The sequence below is a fragment of the Aquisalinus flavus genome (genome assembly GCF_014640095.1).
GTDB classification, from domain to species: domain Bacteria; phylum Pseudomonadota; class Alphaproteobacteria; order Caulobacterales; family Parvularculaceae; genus Aquisalinus; species Aquisalinus flavus.
In genome coordinates, this window is record NZ_BMGH01000001.1 from 293,345 (window position 1) to 314,496 (window position 21,152).

The following is a 21,152-nucleotide window of genomic DNA, read 5'->3' on the forward strand; positions in this document are numbered from 1 at the left end:
AGCCGTGAAGGAGCATGTATGGCAGGCAGGTCAGTGATCGTAACCGGCGTTGCCACGGGCATTGGCCGGGCTACCGCCCTGCGCTTTGCCGGTGCCGGCGAGCGTGTGGTGATTGTCTGCAAGTCGGAGGAGAAGGGCCGCTCCCTGGCGGAGGTGATCAAGAGCCAGGGCGGCGATGCGGTGTTCATCCAGGCCAAGACTGCCAAGCGGCTGTCCGTACACAACATCATCGCCGAGGCGCTGGAAGCCTATGGCCGGGTCGATGTGCTGGTCCATTGCGACGGGCTGTTCCAGTCGGCACCGTTCATGGAGACCACGGAGGAACAATTCGACACGCTGGTCGATGCCAATCTACGCTCGACCTTCCTGCTCAATCAGGCCGTCTGTAAACAGATTATCAAACAGGCTGGCGAGACCGATGATGGCGGTGTCGACCAGGCCTGGGGTAGCGCGATCATCAACTTGACGACAACCGAGTCGGTGACGGCAAGCGCCAATCATGCCGTGTTCGCGGCAACGCAGGGTGCCATCACGCAGCTGACCAAGGCCGTCTCGATGACCCTCGCGCCCTATGGCGCCCGCGCCAATGCCGTCGGCATCGCCGCGATCCGTGAAGAGCTGGACGACATCGAGGAGGGCAAGGGGTCGCGCGACAAGGCCTCGCCATCGACGCCGCTGGCGCGCAAGGGCGAGCCGGAGGAAGTGGCCAATACGATCTTCTTCCTCGCGTCGCGCGACGCGTCCTTCATCACCGGCCAGTCGATTTACGTTGATGGCGGCCGCCTGGCGCAATACCGCCGCGGCGACCGCACTGGCTAGATCCCGCTGGATCGTTTCAGCATTCTGTGGAAACGCTGAAACGACCCAGACTCCTAGTTTGTCGCGTTTCCTGACGGTGAACCGGTTTCCACTTCACCGGGAAGCGCTATAGAGCCTAGTTGTCGTCGTCCTCGTCGTCGTCGCTGGACGATCCGGTGAAGTTGGCGAAGACCTGGGTCGCGTCGATCCTTTTCTCGCGGCGGTCTTCTTCCGGCTCATACTGAACGGTCTCGTCGGCCGGTTTCAGCGTATCGCCATCGGGCTGGATGCCGTTGGCCTCGTCCATCCTGGCTTTCTTCGAGGCTGCCTTTTTCACGACCATGTCGAGGTCGATCTGCGAGCACAGGCCGAGGCCGACCGGGTCCTGCGGGGTAAGGTTGGCGGAATTCCAGTGAGAGCGGTCGCGGACCGACTGGATCGTCGCTTTCGTCGTGCCGAGCAGCTTGCCGATCTGGGCGTCGGAGACCTCCGGGTGGTTGCGCACCATCCAGGCGATGGCGTCCGGCCGGTTCTGGCGCTTGGAGACCGGGGTATAGCGCGGGGCTTTCTTGCCCTTGTTGGGCACCAGCGTTTTCGGGCGCGACAGTCTCAGGCGGTACGTGGTGTCAGCCTCGCCCTTCTGGATTTCCTCGCGGGTCAGCTGGTTGGCCGTGACCGGGTCAATGCCACGCACGCCACCGGCAACGTCGCCATCGGCGATGCCTTTGACTTCCAGCGGATGCAGGCCGCAGAACGCGGCGATCTGGTCGAAGGACAGGCTGGTGTTGTCGATCAGCCAGACGGCAGTCGCTTTCGGCATCAGCGGGGTATCGGACATGTCGGGTCTCCTCAGGGTCGGGGCGCCGGTTTCACAGGCGCAGATAACAGAAATTGCTCTGGCCGGAGGGTCCTCTCCGGCCATGCTTACCTCCAGCGATCAGGGGGAAAGCGCTGCCATGGCAGCCCGCCCCATATAATCGGCCTTGGCCGCGATGCCAAGCGGTTTTCAGTCCGCTGTCTCAGGAGTTTTCGGCCTGACGCGGGCAGGCGGCGGCATCAGCAACGCGGTGCGCGCCGGCGAGGCGAACTGGCGGGCTGCCATCATGCCATAGATCAGCAGGCTGGAGGCGATGAACAGGACATCACCGAGGAACCAGCCGAGATAGCCGATGGCGAGGAAGAAGGCGCGCTGGCCACGGGTGAATTCGCGCGCGGCGGCGAGGTTCATACCGATGCATTTCTCGATGGCGTGGCAGCGCTGCTCCGGCGTGGCCTCATTGCTGTTCATCGGGACCGCGCCGATCAGGATCGAGGTGTAGTTGAACAGGCGATAGGACCAGCCGAACTTGAGGAAAGCATAGGCATAGATCAGCAACAGGCCGATGGCCTTCAGCTCGAACCAGCTGGCGCTCGTCGCCATCATGAAGGGCAGATGGTCCGACAGGGCGAGGAAGCGCTCGGTCGAGTTCAGCAGGGTGAAGGCGGCACCGATGGCGAGCAGCGAGGTCGACGCGAAAAAGCCGGTACCGTTCTGCAGGCCGAGCATGATCGAGGTGTCGATCATGCGCAGATCGCGAGACGCCATCGTCTCGATCCAGGCCCGGCGCTCGTGTTCCATGAAATGGGACAGGGTGCGATCGCGCCACGGGCTGCGTTCGACCAGCCAGCCATAGGCGAACCAGCTGAGGATGAAGAGGCCGGGGGCGATGAAATTGCTCATGGCTCCCAGTTCTTGGCTTCGCCGCGGCTTTGGTCAAGGGGGCGCGACGGGGAAGGGCTCAGGGATCGACGGTCAGCACGATCTTGCCGATATGGCCGCCGTCCTCCATGCGGGCATGGGCCTCGGACGCGCGTTCCAGCGGAAAGGTGCTGTCGATAAGCGGTTTCAGGCGATGGCTGTCGGCCAGCGGCCAGACATGCTCGCGCAGGCCGTCGATCACCTCGGCTTTCTCGTCGGCGCTGCGCGCGCGCAGGGTCGAGCCGGTCAGGGTCAGACGCTTGCGCATGATGCTGACGATATCGATGGTCGCCTGCATGCCGCCGAGAAAGGCGATGGAGACATGGCGGCCATGGGGGCGCAGGCAAGTGAGGTGCCTGTTGACATTCTCGCCGCCGACCATGTCGAGCACGACATCGACGCCGCCCGCGTCCCTGATCTGTGTCTCCCAGTCCTCGGTCGTGTAATTGAAGACCCGGGTTGCGCCGAGACCGGCGATGGCGGCACATTTTTCGTCGGTTCCGGCGGTGGCGAATACCTCGGCGCCGATGGCCCGCGCGATCATGATCGCCGTGGTGCCGATGCCGCTGGACCCGCCGGGCATCAGCAGGCGCTCGTCGGAGGTCAGACCGGCATCCTGGAACAGGTTCGTCCAGACGGTACAGAAGGTTTCCGGCATCGCGGCGGCCTCTATCATCGAGAACCCGTCCGGGACGGGCAGGCAATGGCGGTGGTCGACGGTCGCATATTGGGCATAGCCGCCGCCGGGCAGGAGCGCGCAGACCCTGGTGCCCATCAGGCTCTCCGGCGCGCCGGTGCCGAGGGCGACGATCTCGCCGGCGACTTCGAGGCCCGGCAGGTCGCTGGCCCCGTCAGGGGCGGGATAGAGCCCCTTGCGCTGCAACACGTCCGGCCGGTTGATGCCCGCCGCCTCGACCCTGATCAGCACCTCGCCCAGGCCCGGCTCCGGCCGGGCGCGATCGACGGGTTTCAGGACCTCGGGCCCGCCCGGTTGTGAGATCTCAATCGCTGTCATCGTGCCGGTCATCCTGTATCTCCCTGTTGAAGGCGTCCGCCTGATATGGTTGCCTGACGCCCTGATACCAGCATGGCGATGCAGCATGAAGCAGATACGGCCATTATACAGACACGGCAGGAGGCAGTTATGGATGACATCCTCACTTCATCGGTCACCGACCCGCGCGGCGAGCGCCAGTTGCACGAGGTCGCGGGCCAGGATTTGGCAGCGCTCTCGGTCGAGGACCTGAAAACGCGCATCGCCATCCTGCGCGGTGCCATCGAGCGTGCCGAGCAGGAGATGTCCGAACGTGGCGGGGCCGTCTCCGCGGCGGAGGCGCTGTTCCGGAAATAGCGTCTCATTCCCGGCCACGCACCTTGCCGGGTGCCTCATTTCAACCCAGACGCCTTGTCTCATGACGGCGCCCGCTCAGCCCTATTGATGCAGGCGGGGCGTCTGTTGCCCCCCGCACGTGCAAGACAGCCCCTCCCGGCTGCGTTTCGGACACGCGCAACAAGTGCCGGTTGCTGGCATGGCGATTGCTCTCTCAGTCTCAGGATATTTATTTAGCAACCACCGGAAAGTTTTCCGCATTCCCGCCATGGCACAAGGGGGCTGATTGCCTGGGCGTGCATTTGGGGTATTGTGGGGGCGTCGATCAGGAGAGATTCAGCAGTGTCTGTACAACAACGCCAGGCGGGTGAAACATCCCGCGCCAATCAGGCTGCCATGCGCTTCGTCAGTTCGAAGATGTTTTCGAACATCTTTGGCGAGGGCATGAAGCTGGTCGAGGAAACGGCCGGCTATCTCGACGGGGAGGGGCGCGATGCCGCCCGCGACCTCGATCGCACCGAAGCGCTGTCCTATGCCGGTATCTCCATGCGCCTGACGACGCGGCTCATGCAGATCGCCTCGTGGCTGCTGGTGATGCGGGCGGTGCGCGAGGACGAGATGAGTTACGAGGAAGCGTCGCAGGACAAATACCGCCTCGGCAGCCCCGAGCCGACCGACCGGCGCAAGAGCGAAATCCAGTCCGGCAAGGAACTGGCGGGTCTGCCAGCAGAACTGGTCAGATTGCGTGGCGAGACGGCAAAACTCTATGAGCGGATCGTGCGCATCGACGGCGAATTGTTCGACCAGCCGCCGCTGGCGCCGGCGCAATATGACGCCGCCAGCCGGATCGAGGCGCTGAACCGTGCATTCCCGGGGACACGGGACGAGTAATCCCTGTCTGCGTCAGGCACATCGAGACAATAAAAAAGCCTGCCGGATGGCAGGCTTTTTTCGTTCCGGCGGACAATAAGGGCCTAGAGGCCGAAACTGCCGAATTTGGTCTTGAACGCGGATACGCGGCCCTTGTCGCTGACGCGGGCAGGACCGCCGGTCCAGGCGGGGTGCGACACCGGGTCGATATCGAGGTTGATCGTCGACCCTTCCTCGCCGAAGCAGGAACGGGTCTGGAAGGTGGAGCCATCGGTCATCACGACGTTGATCGTGTGATATTGCGGATGGATGTCTTTTTTCATGGCGGGTCTCCCGTCAGGGGCTGCAATCGTCAAAATTTGAAAGCGCCACATACGCTCTGCAGCGGCGCAATGCAACAGGTTTATGGGCTCTGATACGGGGTTTCTGTCGAAAAAGTTATGACGGTTCGACGACAGCCCCATTGCCGCGCGTCCCGGGATGGGGTTTTCTGGTGCAGGTAGTTCAGCGTTCCATGTCATGGGGGAAAAATGGGCAAGCTCGCGCTTGCATTTCTGGCTTTCGTACTCGTTGCGGCGGGCGGCGTCAGCCTGACCCTGCATCATCTCAATCATTTTTCCGCGGTCGCTGCGGCAGACCAAGGCGCCGGGCTCGCCGCCTGTATGCCGGTCGTCGGCATGCCGGGGGTGGAGGATGCGGCGACCGATCCGGTATCAGGGCTTGCCTGGCTGTCCTCCCTCGACCGGCGCGAGCGGCAGAAAATGTCCACTGTGCGCGGCGAGATCAAAGCCTTCGATCCGGACAATCCCCTCGACCCGGCCTCGTGGCGGGACCGCACCGGTGGCGTACCGGCCGATTTCGCGCCGCTGGGCATCGATGTCTATGCCGATGGCCAGACCCACCGGCTGTTCGTGATCAACGCGGCCGACCGGTCGGTGCTGATCTATACCATCACCCGGCAGGGCGATCTGGCGCTGATCGACACGGTGCGCGATGGGCGCCTGACCAGCCCGAACGAGATCGTCGCCGTCGGGCCCAAATCCTTTTATGTCAGCAACAGCACGGCGAGCGGTTTCGATTCCGTCTTTTCGGGGCTCGAATTCGTTGCCGGGCTCGGCAATGGCTCGATCCTGTTTTATGACGGCAATTCGTGGAGCGAGGCGGCGCGCGGGCTGAAATTCGCCAATGGCCTTGCCGTCAGCCCCGATGGCGCGACGCTCTACGCGGCCGAAATGGGCGGCAAGCTGGTCCGCGTCTATGACCGCGATCCGGGCCTGGGCACGCTGCAGCCGGAGCGGGTCATCCGCCTTGACAGCTTTCCCGATAATCTGACCTGGGGCGCAGACGGCAAACTGCTGGTGGGGGCGATCCCCAAGCCCCTGCAGTTTGCCGCCCATCTGCGCAGCGATGACGAGATTGCGCCATCGAAACTCGTCAGGATCGATCCCGGGTCAGGCGCGGTCGAAACGCTCTATCTCGATGATGGCTCCCGTCTCTCCGGCCTGACGGTCGGGGCAAGAATTGGCGGAAAATTCCTTTTGGGTTCTTTTGCCGAGAACAAATTTCTTCTATGTGACAGCCCTGTCGTGACAGAATCTCGCTAGGCGGGCCCGGCTTACAGGAAGAAAACGCATGTATTACATCTCGACCCGTGGTCAGGCAGAGCGCCTGGGCTTTGCCGACGTCCTGCTGGAAGGGCTCGCCCCGGACGGCGGTCTCTACGTGCCGGAGAGCTGGCCGAGTTTCACCGCGGCGGAAATCGCAGGCTTTGCCGGCATGTCCTATGCCGAGGTTGCGACGGAGGTCATCTCCCGCTTCACCGGCGATGACATCCCGCGCGACGTGTTCGCCGGCATGTGCGAGGACGCCTATGCCAGCTTTTCCCATCGCGTGGTGGTGCCGTTGAGCCAGACCACCGGGGAAGACTGGATCCTGGAGCTGTTCCACGGGCCGACCCTGGCATTCAAGGACGTGGCGATGCAGCTGCTCGGGCGGCTGTTCGACCACGTGCTGGCCGAGCGCGGCGAGCGGCTGACCATTGTCGGGGCGACGTCGGGCGACACCGGCGGCGCGGCGATCGAGGCGCTGAAGGGCAGCGCCAATGTCGACGTTTTCATCCTCCACCCCCATGGCCGGATTTCCGAGGTCCAGCGGCGGCTGATGACCTGCGTCGAAGAGGAGAACATCCACAATATCGCCATTGAGGGCTCGTTTGACGACTGCCAGGCGATGGTCAAGGAAATGTTCGCCGACAAGCCATTTCGCGAGGAGATGCGCCTCGGCGCGATCAACTCGATCAACTGGGCCCGGATCGTGGCGCAGTCGGTCTATTATTTCACGTCAGCCGTGGCGCTGGGCGGGCCGGGCCGGGCGCTCTCCTATTGTGTGCCCACGGGCAATTTCGGCGACATCTTCGCGGCCTATGTCGCCCGCCAGATGGGCCTGCCGATCGAGACGCTGTGCATCGCCACCAATGAGAACGACATTCTCGCCCGCACGCTGGCCGAGGGCGCCTATGAGCCGCGCGGGGTGGCGCAGACCATCTCGCCCTCCATGGACATCCAGGTGTCGAGCAATTTCGAGCGCCTCCTGTTCGAGGCGTCCGGGCGCGACGCCGAGGCCGTGCGCGCGATGATGGCCAATCTGAAACAGGCTGGCCGGTTCGACGTGGCGGGCGGGATTCTCGAGACGATCCGGGCGCTCTTCATCGCCGAGCGATCGACCGAGACCGAGACGGCGGCAATGATCCGCGAGGTCTTCGAGACCACGGGCGCGGTGATCGATCCGCACACGGCCGTCGGCCTTGTCGCTACCGGCAAGGCGAGACATGGCGGCAGGCTGAGCGGCCCGGTCGTCACCCTCGCGACCGCCCATGCGGCGAAATTCCCGGATGCGGTGAAACAGGCTTGCGGCATTTATCCCGACCTGCCGAAGCAACTTTCCGACCTTTACCAGCGTACTGAAAAGCTGACGGTTTTGCCGCTGGACCAGCAACAGGTTCAGCGTTTTGTTGCGTCTTTCGTCCGAAAGGACTAAGAAGGCTAACGGGTGGTAAACGCGCCAAGTGAAGGCGCGTCTTCGGGATAAAGCAGTTTATAGTATGGTCCTTCTTGACTTCCCTTTGAATGATCCGTCGAACGCGATCCTTGTCGAGGATGGCATTTATCTGCGATATCCGCAGGAACGCGATTACGAGCACTGGGCCGGTATCCGCGCCGCCAGCCGCTCCCATCTCCAGCCCTTCGAGCCGCTCTGGGCCGTGGATGAGCTGTCGATGTCGAGCTTCCGCAAACGCCTGCGCATCTATGCGCGCGATATCAGGGCCGGGGTCTGCCGGCCCTATTTCATCTTCCGCTCCCAGGACGACATGCTGGTCGGCGGTTGTACCCTGTCGAATATCCGCCGCCGGGCGGCGATGTCGGCAACGCTCGGCTATTGGGTCGGGCGCGACCATATCCGCAAGGGCTATGCCCTGTCCGCCGTGAAGGCGGCGGTGCGGTCTGCCTTCGACACGCTGAAGATGGAGCGGATCGAGGCTGCCTGCCTGCCGGACAACCGGGCATCCCAGAACCTGCTGATCAAGGCCGGTTTCCGCAAGGAGGGCGTTGCCCGCAATTATCTGCGCATCAACGGCAAGCGCCGCGACCACGTCCTGTTCGGCCTCGACCCGGAAGATTTCCGCAAAATTGACGACTGACGGCGCGGGTCGGCACCGCCGCCACCCGGATGGAGCCGATCTTGCAACGGACGCGTTGAAATCAACGGTGCCCGGCCGCCTCCGGGCATGCCGCACCGCAAAAGGGAGATTGACCGGAACCGGTTAATTTTCCAAGGTAGCAACGGGTAAAGGGTGGTTCTGTCGTGGACGGCTTTCTTGATTATTTTCAGCTTGATGCCTTTTTCCGCCAGTCGGCGGCGCTGAAGGAGACGTTCCCGCGCGAGGTGATGCTGACCGAGGGGATCATCCTCGGCGCGCTTGGCGGCGGGTTCACCCTGTTTCTGCTGATCACCCTGCTGCGCCGCAGCGCCATTGCCGCCATTGCCGCGAGCGTGGCGGGCATGACCTTCCTGATCGAGGCCATGGCGTTTGGCCGGCTGGAGAATGTCTTGCCGGATGGCGGCGGGCTGGTGCTGTTCGCCCTGCTCCTGTCGTCGGTCATCCTGTTCCTGACGGCGACGGTGCGCGCGGCCAAGGAAAACGTGATGGTCGGCGCTGTCTTTCTGTTGGCGATCGTGGCCGCTATCGCGCTTGGCGTTGCCGGCTATCTCGGCCTGTATCCGGCAGACGTGCCGCTGCGCCTCGCCGCCGGCGGTCTCGCCATCTTTGCCGTACTGCTGACCATGCAACAGGCAGCGACCGGCGACCGGCGCTCGCTCCATATCGCGCCGGGCGTGCTGATTGCCGCCTGTTCGCTGATCGTCTTCTTCGTCATGGGCAGCAATGGCCTTGCCAGCTGGACCGAGATGGCAGTGCCCCATGGCATGCTCGCCGGCGGCGTCTTGCTGGCCGGGCTGATGGCGCTGGTGCCGGCGCGCAGCGGGGCAGTGCCTGAGAAAGCGGTCAGGAAGAGCAACGAGAAAAACAGCGCCCTGCCGCCTGTCGTCGGCGCGGCACCGGTCCTGTCGATGGACGATGACACGGATGAGCCGGAACCGGATCTGCCCGATGCGATCACCGATATGGCCGGCGAGGACGATGCGATTCCCGATGAAGAGAGCCGGCCTTCGGTCGTGGCGGGCCAGTCGCCGATTTCTGCCCTGTGGGGGCACAAGAGCGCCGAGCCGAAGCCGGCCCCGCCGGCACCGGCACGCAATGATGTCAGCGACTTGCGCGCCGCGCTCGCCGCCGCCGGGATGCCCCTGTGGGACTGGAAGGCACCGGGCCAGATCAATGCCAGCGAAGAGACCGCCTCGCTTCTCGGCGTCACCAAGATATCGGCCCTCTCACCGGAGAACGTCCGTGGACTGATCGATCATGACAGTCTCGAGCGGTATGACGAGGAAATCCTTGGCGGCGGCGATCCGCAAACCGGCAGGTTCGATTTCGAGGTGACGACCCGCGAGGGCCGCCGCCTGGCGATCAAGGGCGAGCGGCAGGTTGACGACGAGGGCTTTGTCGATCGCATCATCGCCTTTGTCGCGCCCGTCCGCAGGGCAGCGGCAAGCCCGGCATTGCGGGCGGTGGCGGGCGCGCCAGGCATCACCGCTCCCGGTATTACGGGGGCGATGATCCGCGAGGGGCTGGAGAATGGCGAGTTCGAGGCGTGGTTCCAGCCTGTCGTGCGGCTGAATGACGAGGACATTGCCGGGTTCGAGGCCCTTGCCCGCTGGCGCCGGCCGGGCATCGCGGCGCCGCTGCTGCCCGACCAGTTCATGGACATCGCGATCGATGCCGGGCTGGAGATGGACATCACTGCGATCATCCTGGCGCAGGCCGCGGCGGAGCTTGCCGCCTGGGTCGGGTCGAGTGCGGCGCAGGGCCAGTTCGTGTCGTTCAATGTCTCCGCCGAGACGCTGATCAATGACCGACTGGTCAAGCTGGTGCGCAACACGATCCGCAAATACGACCTGCCCGACGGGGCGCTGGTGGTTGAACTGACCGAAAGCCATGTGCTGCACGACCAGCACAAGGTGCTGTCGGTCGCCAAGGCGATGCGCCAGGCCGGGGCGCGGATCGCGCTCGACGATCTCGGCGCCGGGCAGTCGACACTGGGGCAATTATCCAAGTTCCGCTTCGATATCATCAAGACCGACCGGGCGCTGCTCGATGCGGCCCAGCGCGACGATCACGGCCATACGCTGCTGGCGGGGCTGGTCGATATGGCCCATCGCATGGGCACGCAGATCATCGCCGAGGGCGCCGAGACCGCCGACGCCGTGAAGATGCTGCAAGCAATGAAATGCGATTTCGCGCAGGGCTATTATTTCGGCATGCCGGAACCGGCGGGCGGCGCCGAGCAAGAGGATCAGGCCCCGCGCCAGCCGGTGACGGCGGATCTGCGCTGATTGCCATCTGCCGGCTCAGTTCAGCGGCGTGTCAATTCAGCGGTGTGTCGGGGCTGCGCATTTCCGACCAGGCTTGCGAGAACATCGACTTGTCGATGCCGAACCGGGCCAGCGCCTGTTCCCACACAGTATCCGGATCATCGGCGAAGATCAGCGCCGGATCGCCAGGGATGTTCAGCCATGCATTTTGCGCCAGCTCGTGCTCCAGCTGCCCGGCGGACCAGCCGGCATGGCCGGCGCAGATCAGCGCCCTGGACGGGGCATTGCGGCCCGCCAGCATGCGCCCGTCAGGCTCGTTGAGGTCTTCCAGGATCTCGCGGCTCGCGGTCAGGCAGACGCCGGGCACGATGTCGATCGTGTCTTCGTGGCGGTAATCATCCGTATGCAGCACGGCGCCGCGCTTGGTGTCGACCGGCCCGCCGAAATGGATCGGCCGGTCGTCGATGTCGTCCGACGGCTTCAGCTTCACCTGCAGGAGAAGGTCGGAAAAGGTGAGGTCGGAAATCGTCTTGTTGAGGATCAGCCCCATGGCGTGATGCTCGTCATGGCTGCAGATCAGGACGACCGACTCTCGGAAACAGCCATCGCGCAGGTTCGGCATCGCAACCAGCAGCTGGCCATGCAGGAAATCCTGACGGTCGTGGCTGACCTCACTGTGTTTCTCGTCCGTCATCTGTCGACCTCCTGCCATCCACGCTGGACGCCCCCCGCGGACAAGACTACATGGGAGCCTAGACAGCGTGCAACAGGAGAGACGATATGACCATCGCAAAAGGCGAGCGCCTTCCCGACGTCCAGGTGATGCTGGCCAGTGAAAACGGCCCCGAAGCGGCGCAGACCGCAGACATCTTTGCCGGCAAGAAGACCGCGTTCTTCGCCGTACCGGGCGCCTTCACGCCGACCTGCTCGGCCAAGCACCTGCCGGGCTTCGTCGAGAAAAAGGAGCTGCTGGACGCCAAGGGCGTCGACCAGATCGTCTGTATGTCGGTCAATGACGCTTTCGTCATGGATGCCTGGGCGAAGGATCAGAACGCCTATGGCAAGGTCGTTATGGTCGCCGACGGCAATGGCGATTTCACCCAGGCCCTGGGTCTCGCCATGGACGGCAAGGGCTTCGGCATGGGGCTGCGCTCCAAGCGGTTCTCGATGATCGTCGATGACGGCGTCGTGGAAGAGCTGAATGTGGAAGAGGGCGGCGCGTTCGAGGTCTCCTCCGCCGACTACATGCTCGGCCAGCTCTAAAGCATCAGTCCTTCTTGTCGTTCCTGACCTCCGCAAGCCGGTCGTAATCATCGGCATGCGGAGCGTTGTGGCGTTCCTCGTCCTTGTCCTCGTTCGCCTCGGGTCGCGGATTGCTGGTTTCGGGATGGGGGGCGTCCTTGCTGACAGGGGCCTGGGGCGGCTGGTCCGAGTGCTTGTTCTTCGTCATCGCTTCATCTTCTTTCGGGTAATCGCTCGTCCCCCGTGAACGCATCGGTGCAGTCAGGTGTTCCATTGCGGAACTTCATGAGGGAGACTTATGCTTTCGCTGTTACTCGACCTGTCCAATATTCTCGGTGGCTTCCTGCTCGCCATCGGCCTTCTCATCAAGATCCCCAATATCGGCGACGACCTGGCCAAGGCGGCCGCCAACCTCGCCCAAATCGGCTGGGTGATCGGCATCGTCGCGCTGGTCACGGGGGGCTATTTCCTGATCGTGCATGTAACGACAGGGCCACGCCTGTTTCATTTCGAGGTGGTGGCGATCATCACCGGCGTGTTGTTGCTGATGGACCGCGTCAGGGCCGGGCGGAACACGCAGGACCCGGTCGGGTCCGGCGCGAGCGCGTTCACGACCTTCGTCGCCATCTTCGGCATCATCGCGATCATCGTCGGCTTCCAGGGCCTGTTCACGCCAAACTGAGGCGGCGGCCCGTTCGCAGACAAGAAAAAAGCCCGGTTCGCGCCGGGCTTTTTTTTTACAAGTTATGACGATGCTACTTGTCGTCGGGTTTTTTCTTGTCTTTCTCCTCGGCTTCCGTCCCGTTGGGGTCGGCCTCGCCGGGCATGTAGCTGGGCGGGTCACTGGCAGGAAACGACTCGTCCAGTGCCTCGTCGACAGCGTCCTCTTTTTTCTTATCGGTGCTCATGATGGTACCTCCTTGTCACGGGAGAACAGTCAGGAGACGGCAACCGTTCCAGCGGGGGAGGTTATGCCGAGAGAAGGGAAAGCAGCGTGTCGCTGAGGGCGTGGTCGCGCCGCGACGGGCCGCCGCGCTTTTCGATGGCCCAGTTCAGCGCGCCAAGGATGATGCGGTGCACCTCGCGCAAATCGGCTGCAGCCGTATGCGGGCCCGTCAGCGCGCCCTGGGCGCGGGCCCGTTTCAGCGTGTCGAGCCAGATGCCGTCGAAATCGCGGCGGATGTCGATGGTCTGGTCGCGGATTTCCTGCGGCACCATGGAAAAGCAGCGGATCGAGGCGCGGGTATAGGCCTTGTGGGCGGACAGGGCCGACAGATGCGCCTCTATCGCCGCTTTCAGAACGGTGCGCCCGTCGGCATCGGCGGGCAGGTCCTCGACGGCGCGCGAGACCGCGGCGGAGACGTATTCAACGCCTTCATTCAGCACCTCGACGGTGATCTGTTCTTTCGAGGCGAAGTGGTAGTAGATCGAGCCTGCCTTCAGCCCCGCCGCATCGGCGATGCCGCGCAAGGTCGTCGCCTGGTAGCCGTTCTCGGCGAGCAACAGGGCCGCGGCATCGAGAATGCGCCGGCGCATTTCCGCGCCGGGCGATTTTTTCTCGGGGATGGCAGATGCGTCGGGCATTCATCCGGTCCACGCCCTCGTCCTTCGTGGGCGACTTCGTCGCCGCCTCAGGATGAGGGCTTCTGAAAGCGCTTGGTCAACCCTCATCCTGAGGTGCTGCACAGCAGCCACGAAGGAGAGGGTCGGGCGAATTACAGCCGCTTGGCGACTTCCTCCAGCATGACTTCGGTCGCGCCGCCGCCAATGGACTGGACGCGGACATCGCGATACATGCGGTTGATCGGCGTCTCCTCGATAAAGCCGGAGCCGCCATGGAACTGGACGCAGTCATACAGCACTTCGTTGACGAGCTCGCCGCAATAGGCCTTCAGCATGCTGACTTCCTTGACGCAGTCCATGCCCTGGCTGTCCATCCACGCGGCGCGATAGACCAGCTGGCGGCCGGCCTCGACCTTGGCGGCCTGCATGGCAAGGCGCTGGCGGATCGTCTGCTTGTCCCACAACACGCCGCCAAAGGCCTTGCGGTCCTTGACCCATTGCACGGTCATGTCGATGGCGGCCTGGGCCTCGCCCATGCACATGGCGCCGATGACGATGCGCTCGTTTTGCAAATTCTTCATCGCCGCATAGAAACCGCGGCCCGGCTCGCCGATGACGTTCGCGTCGGGCACGAAGCAGTCCTCGAAGACCAGCTCCGCCGTGTCGGAACAGCGCCAGCCCATCTTGTCGAGCTTCTGGGCGACCTTGAAGCCCTCCATGCCCTTCTCGACGATGAACATGGTCGCGGCGCGGGAGGCTTTCTCTTCCTTGTCGCCGGTGCGCACCAGGGCGCAGACAAAGTCGCCATAGACGCCATTGGTGATGAACAGTTTCGAGCCGTTGAGGATCCAGCCGCCATCGCCGCGCTTGGCGGTGGTGCGGATGCCCTGCAGATCGGAGCCCGCGCCCGGCTCGGTCAGGCCGATGGCGCCGATCCTGGTGCCGGCGATCACTTCCGGCAGGAAGCGCTGCTTCTGCTCGTCATTGCCGGCATTGTTGATGTGCACGGACGACATGTCGGTATGGACGAGGGGAGTGATGGCAAAGCCGCCAAAGGTCGACTTGCCCAATTCCTCGGCAAAGATCGCCGTGGCGATGGTGTCGAGGCCGGAGCCGCCATATTCCTCGGGGAAGTGGATGCCGAAAAAGCCATTGTCGCCCATCTTCCTGAGCACCTCGCGCGGGATCTTGCCCTCGATCTCCCATTTGTCGGCGTAGGGCTTGACCTCCTCGCGCACGAAACGGGCGACCTGGTCGCGCAGCATTTCATGTTCGAGCCGGAAATAGGGGCTGGAGGTCTGGTCTTCATTGTTCTGGGCGGGGGTCATGCCGTCTGCCATGGGGGTGTTTCCTTCCTCGCGCCTGTTGGGCCGGGATAGGCCTCTGGCACTTTTTCTGCTGATCTTGCTTGCCAACCTAACAAATGTTAGGCAGGTTGGCAAGAACGACAAGCGGCCCACCTTGATGGGTGCGACAACAGGGAGCGATGAATGCCGGTTCTGGACAGTGCGGTTAGTCCCGCGAGCCCCGATTTCGAGAAGAAACGCGGCGCCTTCGACAAGGCGCTGGCGACGTTCCGCGAGCGGCTGGCGCTTGTCGCCGAGGGCGGCGGGCAAAAGGCGCGGGAGCGGCATTTGTCGCGCGACAAGATCCTCGCCCGCGACCGCATCGACCTGCTGCTCGATCCCGGCGCGGCCTTTCTCGAGCTGTCGCCGCTTGCTGCATATGGCCTGTATGACAACCAGGTGCCGGCGGCGGCGATCATCACCGGCGTCGGCATCGTCGAGGGCGTGCCCTGCATGATCATCGCCAACGACCCGACGGTAAAGGGCGGCACGTTCTATTCCGAAACGGTCAAGAAGCATTATCGCGCCCAGGAGATCGCCGATGCGCTGCGCCTGCCGGTGATCTATCTCGTCGATTGCGGCGGGGCCAACCTGTCGCAGCAGGACCTTGTCTTTCCGGACAAGGAGCATTTCGGCGGCACGTTCTGGCAGCAATCGCGCATGTCGGCCAAGGGCATCCCGCAGCTGTCGGTCGTGTTCGGCCCTGCGACGGCAGGCGGGGCCTATATCCCGGCGCTGTCGGACGAGGTGGTGATGGTGAAAGGCCATGGCCATATCTTCCTCGGCGGCCCGCCGCTGGTGAAGGCGGCGACGAAAGAGGAGGTCGATGCGGACTCTCTTGGCGGCGCGGAACTGCACACATTCGAGACCGGCGTGTCGGACCATATCGCCTATGACGAGCGCGAGGCTCTGGGCAAGATGCGCGATATCGTCAGGTCCCTGAACTCGCAGAAGAAACTGGTCACCCGCGACACCCGCCCGCCGCGCCTCGACCCGGACGAGATCGCCGGCATCATCGGCGATGATCTGAAAGTGCCGTTCGACATCCGGGAAGTGATCGGCCGCCTTGTCGATGACAGCGACTTCCAGCAATTCAAGCCGGATTACGGGTCGTCTCTGGTTTGCGGCTTTGCCAAGCTGCACGGCCATCCGGTCGCGATCCTCGCCAATAATGGCGTATTGTTCGCGGACTCAGCCGTGAAGGGCGCCCACTTCATCGAGCTCGCCGACCAGCGCCAGATCCCGCTGCTGTTCCTGCAGAACATCACCGGCTTCATGATCGGGCTGGAGTCAGAACGCGCCGGGATCGCCAAGCATTCGTCCAAGCTGGTCTATGCCGTCTCCAATGCGCGGGTGCCGAAGCTGACAGTGGTCGTCGGCGGTTCTTACGGGGCCGGCAATTACGGCATGTGCGGGCGCGGCTTCCGGCCCGATTTCCTGTTCACCTGGCCCAACTCACGCACGGCGGTGATGGGCGGGGAGACGGCGGCGGGCGTGTTGACCGATCTGCAGCGCGGCCGCGTCTCCGACGATGAATTGAAGAAGATCGAGCAGGGCATTCTCGACCAGTTCGAGGAGCAGTCCTCGCCCTACTACTCGACCGCGCGATTGTGGGATGACGGCATCATCGAGCCGGGCCAGACCCGCGATGTGCTCGGCTTCTGCCTCGGCCTCGTCGCCGACTTTGAAAAAGACACCGGGCCGCGCCCGGTCTACCGGATGTGAGGATAAAGACATGATGAAATCCGTCCTCATCGCCAACCGTGGCGAGATCGCCTGCCGCATCATCCATACCTGCCGGTCAATGGGCCTGCGCACCATCGCCGTCTATTCCGATGCCGATCGCGATGCGCTGCATGTTCAGCTGGCGGATGAAGCGGTGCATATCGGCCCGCCGCAGCCATCGGAAAGCTATCTGAAGATCGAGAACATCCTCCGTGCCGTTGAGGTTGCCGGCGCTGACGCGGTCCACCCCGGTTATGGCTTTCTGTCGGAGAACACGAAATTCGCCAGGGCGCTGGCCGATGCGGGGATTACCTTTATCGGGCCCAATGCCGAGGCGATCCGCCAGATGGGCGACAAGATCGAGTCCAAGCGCATTGCCGAAAAGGCGGGCGTTCCCGGCGTGCCCGGCTATAATGGCGACGACCAGACCGACGCCGTGCTGATCGCCGAGGCGGAAAAGATCGGCTTCCCGCTGATGGTCAAGGCGTCTGCCGGTGGCGGCGGCAAGGGCATGCGGCGCGTGTTCGAGCGCAAGGAACTGGAAGGCGCCATCGACATGGCGCGCAAGGAGGCCAAATCGTCATTTGGCGATGACCGGCTGCTGATCGAGAAGCTGATCACCCGCCCGCGTCATCTCGAAGTGCAGATCGCCGCCGACAAGCATGGCAATGTCATCCATCTGTTCGAGCGCGACTGCTCGGTCCAGCGCAATAACCAGAAAGTGCTGGAGGAGGCACCGGCGCCGAACCTGCCCGATGGCGTGCGCAACAAGCTGTTCGAGCGGGCGATCGCGCTGGCGAAGACGATTGGCTATGACAGTCTCGGCACGGTCGAGTTCATCATGGATGCCGGCGATGACGAGCCGGCATTTCTGGAGATGAATACGCGGCTGCAGGTCGAACATCCGGTAACGGAATATATCACCGGGCTGGACCTGGTGGAGTTGCAGATCCGCATCGCCGGCGGCGAGGAGTTGCCATACGAGCAGCACGAGATCTATCCGCGCGGCCACGCGATCGAGGCGCGGGTGACGGCGGAAAAACCGGCCCAGAACTTCATGCCCGATATCGGCAAGGTGCATCTGATCCACTGGCCGACGGATATCCGTATCGACACAGGGATCGAGGCTGGCAGCGAGATTTCGCAATATTACGACAGCATGGTGGCCAAAATCATCGCCTATGGCTCCGAGCGGCGCGAGGCCTGCGACCGGCTGGCGGCGGCGCTGGAGACGACGGCGGTCATCGGCGTCGAGACCAATACCGCTTTCCTGCGCGACTGCGTGCTGGCGGAGGATTTCTACGCGGGCCGGGCGACGACCAGCTTCCTGCCCGAGACCTTCCCCGATGGCTGGCAGCCGGATGCCTCGAGCGATGCGATCATGGCGATGCGCGCGGCAGCGATCTGGCAGGCCATCGAGGAACAGCACCAGCCCTTCACCGGTTTCCGGGTGCTGTCCAATGCGGGCAATCCGGCGCGCTCCTTTGTCACAATTCAACAAGAAGGGGTCGAGCCCGATGGCGGCGAGGCGGTGGAGATGATCGTCAGCCGCTCCTGCGCCGATGGCACGCCCGGAAAGGGGGGCACCCGCTATGCCATCTCCGGCGGGGGCGAGACACACGAGGTCGGCGTGAAGCTGGACGGCTCCATGGCGATGCTGTTCGGCGAGGGTTACCGCACGGCGGTCTCGTTCTTCAAGCTGGACGAGGTCCTGTATATCGGCGCGAAGGGCCGGGTGCGGAAATTCACGATACTGCCTTCCGCCGAATTTGCCCGCGCGCGGCTTGCCGCCGGCGGGTCCGGCGATGTCGTCTCCGACATGCCCGGGGCGGTTTCGGAAGTGCTGGTCGAAGCCGGACAGCCGATCGAGGCTGGCCAGCCGGTGCTTGTTCTGGAGTCCATGAAGCTGTTGATTACACTTAACGCCTCGGTTTCCGGCACGGTTGAGACGGTGGCCGTGAAACCCGGTGATATCGTCAAGGCAGGGGCAGTTCTCGTCGGTATAACGCCGCAAGAAAATGGTTAATTCTTCTCTGTACGGCAACACAGAAGTGCCGGCGAACCTTTAAAGCATTATAATTTCATTTAGCATTTATCGCTAACAGTCTACCCGTTGAGGATTGACTGTTATGCTGAACTTACTGACCTGTATCACGCAGGAGCACGACTGGCGCTTTGTCATCGGGGCGGCGCTGATCTGTCTCATCGCGAGCTTGACCACGATCGGTCTGTTGCAGCGGGCTCATCAACGTAGCGGCGGCGGGCGGGTGCGCTGGCTGATGATGACGGGTCTCGTCAGTGCCGGTGGCATCTGGGCCACCCATTTCGTCGCCATGCTGGCCTATTCTGCCGTGATCGAGAACGGGCTTAGCCTGTCCCTGACGGTGCTGTCCTTCTTCATCGCCGTGGCGCTGAACCTCGTCGCGTTTTCGGTGAACGTCTATCTGAACCATCCGCTGCGCTATATCCTTGCCGGGGCGATCCTTGGACTGAGCATCTCCGCCATGCACTATACCGGTATGGCGGCATACGGTGCCGGTGCGATCCTGCAGTTCGACATGCTCTATGTGATCGTGTCGATCGTTCTGGGGTGTGCCTTCTGTATCGCCTGTTTCCGCCTCGTGCGCCACGCGATTTCACCGGCCAGGCTGGTTGGCGCGGCGCTTGTCCTGGTCGTCGCGATCTGCTCGATGCATTTCACCGGCATGACGGCGCTGACCGTGATCGCAATCCCGAACGAGAATGCGCAAGCCTGGCTGAGCCGCGACGTGCTCGCGGTCGGTGTCTTCTGCACGTCGGCGGGTCTGGTAATTCTCGCGCTGGTCGCCGCGATGTATGACCAGCGCCTGTCGCGCCAGCAGGTCGAGGAGACAGAACGGCTGCGCAGGATGAACGCGGAATTGCTTGCCGCCAAGGAAATTGCCGAGGCCTCGAGCCGGGCAAAGTCTGATTTCCTTGCCAATATGAGCCATGAAATCCGTACACCCATGAACGGTGTGATCGGCATGACGACGCTGCTGCTGGAAACGGATCTGAGCGACCGGCAGAAAGAACTGGCCCGGATCATTTCAAGCTCGGGCACATCGCTGATGGCGATCATCAACGATATTCTCGACTTCTCCAAGCTGGAAGCGGGCAAGTTCTCGATTCATCCCGAGCCCTTCAATCTGCGCCGGACGGTGGAAGACGTCGCTTCGCTGCTGGGCAGCAAGGCGGCGGCGAAGAATATCGAGATGAGCGTCGATTACGACATCGACCTGCCGGAAGGCTATGTCGGCGATGCAAGCCGGATTCGCCAGATACTGACCAATCTTGCCGGAAACGCGGTCAAGTTCACCGATGCAGGCCAGATCGTGATCGGCGTCACCGGGACGGTCTCCGGCGATGTGGCCGATCTGCGCTTCACGGTCGAGGATACCGGCATCGGCATTGCGCAGGACAAGATCGAGACGATCTTCGAGAAATTTTCCCAGGCCGATACGTCATCGACCCGCCGTCATGAAGGCACAGGGCTGGGCCTCTCCATCAGCCGGTCTCTCGTGAACATCATGGGCGGAGAGATTTCCGCCACATCGCAGATGGGCGAGGGGTCTGTCTTTACCTTCACCCTGACCCTGCCGGTGGACGAGACGGTGGCACTGGCCGGGCCGCAGCGCGACCTGGACCTGAGCAATGTGCGCCTGCTGCTGGTCGACGATAATCCCGTCAACCGCAAGGCCATCGCCGGTCAGATCCGCCTGTGGGGCATGCAGCATGAATGCGTCGACAGCTCCGGCGCTGCGATGCAATGCCTGGAAGAGGCTGAACGTACCGGCAAGCGGTTCGACCTGATGGTGACCGACTACCTGATGCCGGGCACGGACGGCCTCGGCCTGATCAGGCAGGTGCGTGCCGACGACCGGTTCAGGGAGCTGCCGATCATCATGCTGTCATCGGTCGATGACCGGGCGAGTATCGAGAATGCCGAGGGCGCCAGTATTGACGGCTGGATCACCAAGCCGGCACGGACATCGCAGGTCATGGATATGATCGTCCGTATCCTGTTCAATGGCCGGATCGAAACGCCGGCTGAACAGCCGGCAGAAATCAGCCCCCTGCTGAAGCCGGATGCACCGGCCACCCCGCAGATTACCGGGTCGATGCGCGTTCTGATGGCGGAAGACAATGTCGTCAACCAGCTGGTCGTCCAGAACTTCCTTGCCGACATGCCGATCGAGCTGATCGTCGCGGGTGATGGCGAGCAAGCGGTTTCGATTTATGAAAATGATCCGCGGGCGATCGACCTTGTGCTGATGGATGTCTCGATGCCGGTCATGAACGGTCATATGGCATCGATGCGCATTCGCGAGATCGAGGCCGAGAACGAGCTGCCGCCCGTTCCGATCGTCGCCCTGACGGCCAATGTGCGCCAGGAGGACAAGAAGGCGGCCTTCGCGGCAGGCATGGATGATTTTCTGACCAAGCCGATCAGGAAGGATGTGCTGAGCGACACGATCCTGACCTGGGGTCAGGCAAGCCGCCGCCAGCCGGTACGCATGGTGCGCTCGGCCTGATG

At 63.2% G+C, this 21,152-nt stretch carries 21 protein-coding genes; 12 read left to right on the forward strand and 9 right to left on the reverse strand.

The features are described 5' to 3' along the window. Positions 1 to 18 precede the first annotated feature (18 nt). On the forward strand, positions 19 to 819 hold the full coding sequence (locus IEV88_RS01485) for an SDR family NAD(P)-dependent oxidoreductase (RefSeq protein ID WP_188159526.1): 801 nt from the start codon (positions 19 to 21) through the stop codon (positions 817 to 819). A gap of 115 nt (positions 820 to 934) precedes the next feature. Here the strand turns inward: IEV88_RS01485 and IEV88_RS01490 are convergent, their stop codons facing one another. From IEV88_RS01490 to IEV88_RS01500, 3 genes are all read right to left on the reverse strand, one after another. Further along, positions 935 to 1,636 (reverse strand): DUF1013 domain-containing protein, encoded by a 702-nt coding sequence (locus IEV88_RS01490; protein ID WP_188159527.1) that lies wholly within the window; start codon positions 1,634 to 1,636, stop codon positions 935 to 937. A gap of 168 nt (positions 1,637 to 1,804) precedes the next feature. Then, a complete protein-coding gene (locus IEV88_RS01495) occupies positions 1,805 to 2,518 on the reverse strand; it encodes a DUF599 domain-containing protein (protein WP_188159528.1) in 714 nt (237 codons plus the stop codon). A 58-nt stretch (positions 2,519 to 2,576) separates the two neighbouring features. Beyond that, positions 2,577 to 3,551: an NAD(P)H-quinone oxidoreductase gene (locus IEV88_RS01500; protein ID WP_188159529.1), complete on the reverse strand. Its 975-nt coding sequence runs from the start codon at positions 3,549 to 3,551 to the stop codon at positions 2,577 to 2,579. 129 nt (positions 3,552 to 3,680) lie between these two features. On the opposite strand from IEV88_RS01500, the gene IEV88_RS01505 reads away from it, so the two are divergent. Together IEV88_RS01505 and IEV88_RS01510 are read left to right on the forward strand one after the other, a co-directional pair. Continuing rightward, a complete protein-coding gene (locus IEV88_RS01505; RefSeq protein WP_188159530.1) occupies positions 3,681 to 3,887 on the forward strand; it encodes a DUF1192 domain-containing protein in 207 nt (68 codons plus the stop codon). A gap of 321 nt (positions 3,888 to 4,208) precedes the next feature. After that, the gene (locus tag IEV88_RS01510; RefSeq protein WP_206711310.1) at positions 4,209 to 4,757 is read left to right on the forward strand and encodes a DUF1465 family protein; all 549 of its coding nucleotides are present in this window, start codon (positions 4,209 to 4,211) and stop codon (positions 4,755 to 4,757) included. Positions 4,758 to 4,840: 83 nt separating this feature from the next. Here the strand turns inward: IEV88_RS01510 and rpmE are convergent, their stop codons facing one another. Beyond that, a complete protein-coding gene (gene rpmE, locus IEV88_RS01515; protein ID WP_188159531.1) occupies positions 4,841 to 5,059 on the reverse strand; it encodes a 50S ribosomal protein L31 in 219 nt (72 codons plus the stop codon). Between the two features lie 207 nt (positions 5,060 to 5,266). Between rpmE and IEV88_RS01520 the strand changes: the two genes are divergently transcribed. The 4 genes from IEV88_RS01520 to IEV88_RS01535 all read left to right on the forward strand — a co-directional run bounded on the left by IEV88_RS01520 (position 5,267) and on the right by IEV88_RS01535 (position 10,742). Continuing rightward, positions 5,267 to 6,340: a strictosidine synthase family protein gene (locus IEV88_RS01520; protein ID WP_188159532.1), complete on the forward strand. Its 1,074-nt coding sequence runs from the start codon at positions 5,267 to 5,269 to the stop codon at positions 6,338 to 6,340. A 28-nt stretch (positions 6,341 to 6,368) separates the two neighbouring features. Next, complete coding sequence (gene thrC, locus IEV88_RS01525) at positions 6,369 to 7,772, forward strand: threonine synthase (protein ID WP_188159533.1); 1,404 nt, start codon at positions 6,369 to 6,371, stop codon at positions 7,770 to 7,772. A 64-nt stretch (positions 7,773 to 7,836) separates the two neighbouring features. Beyond that, a complete protein-coding gene (locus IEV88_RS01530) occupies positions 7,837 to 8,433 on the forward strand; it encodes a GNAT family N-acetyltransferase (RefSeq protein ID WP_188159534.1) in 597 nt (198 codons plus the stop codon). A gap of 164 nt (positions 8,434 to 8,597) precedes the next feature. After that, entirely contained in the window at positions 8,598 to 10,742 is a 2,145-nt protein-coding gene (locus IEV88_RS01535; protein ID WP_188159535.1) for an EAL domain-containing protein, read from the forward strand. Between the two features lie 31 nt (positions 10,743 to 10,773). Here the strand turns inward: IEV88_RS01535 and IEV88_RS01540 are convergent, their stop codons facing one another. Next, positions 10,774 to 11,415: a YqgE/AlgH family protein gene (locus IEV88_RS01540; RefSeq protein ID WP_188159536.1), complete on the reverse strand. Its 642-nt coding sequence runs from the start codon at positions 11,413 to 11,415 to the stop codon at positions 10,774 to 10,776. An 86-nt stretch (positions 11,416 to 11,501) separates the two neighbouring features. Between IEV88_RS01540 and IEV88_RS01545 the strand changes: the two genes are divergently transcribed. Continuing rightward, on the forward strand, positions 11,502 to 11,984 hold the full coding sequence (locus tag IEV88_RS01545) for a peroxiredoxin (protein WP_188159537.1): 483 nt from the start codon (positions 11,502 to 11,504) through the stop codon (positions 11,982 to 11,984). A 4-nt stretch (positions 11,985 to 11,988) separates the two neighbouring features. On the opposite strand, the gene IEV88_RS01550 is transcribed toward IEV88_RS01545, so the two are convergent. Next, complete coding sequence (locus IEV88_RS01550) at positions 11,989 to 12,171, reverse strand: hypothetical protein (RefSeq protein WP_229731391.1); 183 nt, start codon at positions 12,169 to 12,171, stop codon at positions 11,989 to 11,991. 90 nt (positions 12,172 to 12,261) lie between these two features. Here IEV88_RS01550 and IEV88_RS01555 point away from each other — a divergent pair, with 90 nt between their 5' ends. Then, complete coding sequence (locus tag IEV88_RS01555) at positions 12,262 to 12,645, forward strand: hypothetical protein (RefSeq protein WP_188159539.1); 384 nt, start codon at positions 12,262 to 12,264, stop codon at positions 12,643 to 12,645. Positions 12,646 to 12,718: 73 nt separating this feature from the next. Here the strand turns inward: IEV88_RS01555 and IEV88_RS01560 are convergent, their stop codons facing one another. From IEV88_RS01560 to IEV88_RS01570, 3 genes are all read right to left on the reverse strand, one after another. Continuing rightward, on the reverse strand, positions 12,719 to 12,871 hold the full coding sequence (locus IEV88_RS01560; RefSeq protein ID WP_188159540.1) for a hypothetical protein: 153 nt from the start codon (positions 12,869 to 12,871) through the stop codon (positions 12,719 to 12,721). Between the two features lie 61 nt (positions 12,872 to 12,932). Beyond that, entirely contained in the window at positions 12,933 to 13,547 is a 615-nt protein-coding gene (locus IEV88_RS01565) for a TetR/AcrR family transcriptional regulator (protein WP_188159541.1), read from the reverse strand. Between the two features lie 131 nt (positions 13,548 to 13,678). After that, positions 13,679 to 14,866 carry an acyl-CoA dehydrogenase family protein gene (locus tag IEV88_RS01570; protein ID WP_206711311.1) on the reverse strand — a complete coding sequence of 396 codons (1,188 nt, stop codon included), beginning with the start codon at positions 14,864 to 14,866 and terminating at the stop codon, positions 13,679 to 13,681. Between the two features lie 150 nt (positions 14,867 to 15,016). Here IEV88_RS01570 and IEV88_RS01575 point away from each other — a divergent pair, with 150 nt between their 5' ends. The 3 genes from IEV88_RS01575 (at position 15,017) to IEV88_RS01585 (ending at position 21,150) form a co-directional block, all read left to right on the forward strand. Continuing rightward, on the forward strand, positions 15,017 to 16,597 hold the full coding sequence (locus IEV88_RS01575; protein ID WP_188159542.1) for a carboxyl transferase domain-containing protein: 1,581 nt from the start codon (positions 15,017 to 15,019) through the stop codon (positions 16,595 to 16,597). 10 nt (positions 16,598 to 16,607) lie between these two features. Further along, entirely contained in the window at positions 16,608 to 18,623 is a 2,016-nt protein-coding gene (locus IEV88_RS01580) for an acetyl/propionyl/methylcrotonyl-CoA carboxylase subunit alpha (protein ID WP_188159543.1), read from the forward strand. Positions 18,624 to 18,726: 103 nt separating this feature from the next. Beyond that, the gene (locus IEV88_RS01585) at positions 18,727 to 21,150 is read left to right on the forward strand and encodes a response regulator (RefSeq protein WP_188159544.1); all 2,424 of its coding nucleotides are present in this window, start codon (positions 18,727 to 18,729) and stop codon (positions 21,148 to 21,150) included. Positions 21,151 to 21,152: the final 2 nt, after the last annotated feature.

Bases quoted from the DNA above. Each gene is read 5' to 3' on its own strand.
- IEV88_RS01485 (WP_188159526.1), top strand. From the start codon at position 19: ATGGCAGGCAGGTCAGTGATCGTAACCGGCGTTGCCACGGGCATTGGC.
- IEV88_RS01490 (WP_188159527.1), bottom strand. From the start codon at position 1,636: ATGTCCGATACCCCGCTGATGCCGAAAGCGACTGCCGTCTGGCTGATC.
- IEV88_RS01495 (WP_188159528.1), bottom strand. From the start codon at position 2,518: ATGAGCAATTTCATCGCCCCCGGCCTCTTCATCCTCAGCTGGTTCGCC.
- IEV88_RS01500 (WP_188159529.1), bottom strand. From the start codon at position 3,551: ATGACAGCGATTGAGATCTCACAACCGGGCGGGCCCGAGGTCCTGAAA.
- IEV88_RS01505 (WP_188159530.1), top strand. From the start codon at position 3,681: ATGGATGACATCCTCACTTCATCGGTCACCGACCCGCGCGGCGAGCGC.
- rpmE (WP_188159531.1), bottom strand. From the start codon at position 5,059: ATGAAAAAAGACATCCATCCGCAATATCACACGATCAACGTCGTGATG.
- IEV88_RS01520 (WP_188159532.1), top strand. From the start codon at position 5,267: ATGGGCAAGCTCGCGCTTGCATTTCTGGCTTTCGTACTCGTTGCGGCG.
- thrC (WP_188159533.1), top strand. From the start codon at position 6,369: ATGTATTACATCTCGACCCGTGGTCAGGCAGAGCGCCTGGGCTTTGCC.
- IEV88_RS01530 (WP_188159534.1), top strand. From the start codon at position 7,837: ATGGTCCTTCTTGACTTCCCTTTGAATGATCCGTCGAACGCGATCCTT.
- IEV88_RS01540 (WP_188159536.1), bottom strand. From the start codon at position 11,415: ATGACGGACGAGAAACACAGTGAGGTCAGCCACGACCGTCAGGATTTC.
- IEV88_RS01545 (WP_188159537.1), top strand. From the start codon at position 11,502: ATGACCATCGCAAAAGGCGAGCGCCTTCCCGACGTCCAGGTGATGCTG.
- IEV88_RS01550 (WP_229731391.1), bottom strand. From the start codon at position 12,171: ATGACGAAGAACAAGCACTCGGACCAGCCGCCCCAGGCCCCTGTCAGC.
- IEV88_RS01555 (WP_188159539.1), top strand. From the start codon at position 12,262: ATGCTTTCGCTGTTACTCGACCTGTCCAATATTCTCGGTGGCTTCCTG.
- IEV88_RS01560 (WP_188159540.1), bottom strand. From the start codon at position 12,871: ATGAGCACCGATAAGAAAAAAGAGGACGCTGTCGACGAGGCACTGGAC.
- IEV88_RS01565 (WP_188159541.1), bottom strand. From the start codon at position 13,547: ATGCCCGACGCATCTGCCATCCCCGAGAAAAAATCGCCCGGCGCGGAA.
- IEV88_RS01570 (WP_206711311.1), bottom strand. From the start codon at position 14,866: ATGGCAGACGGCATGACCCCCGCCCAGAACAATGAAGACCAGACCTCC.
- IEV88_RS01575 (WP_188159542.1), top strand. From the start codon at position 15,017: ATGCCGGTTCTGGACAGTGCGGTTAGTCCCGCGAGCCCCGATTTCGAG.
- IEV88_RS01580 (WP_188159543.1), top strand. From the start codon at position 16,608: ATGATGAAATCCGTCCTCATCGCCAACCGTGGCGAGATCGCCTGCCGC.
- IEV88_RS01585 (WP_188159544.1), top strand. From the start codon at position 18,727: ATGCTGAACTTACTGACCTGTATCACGCAGGAGCACGACTGGCGCTTT.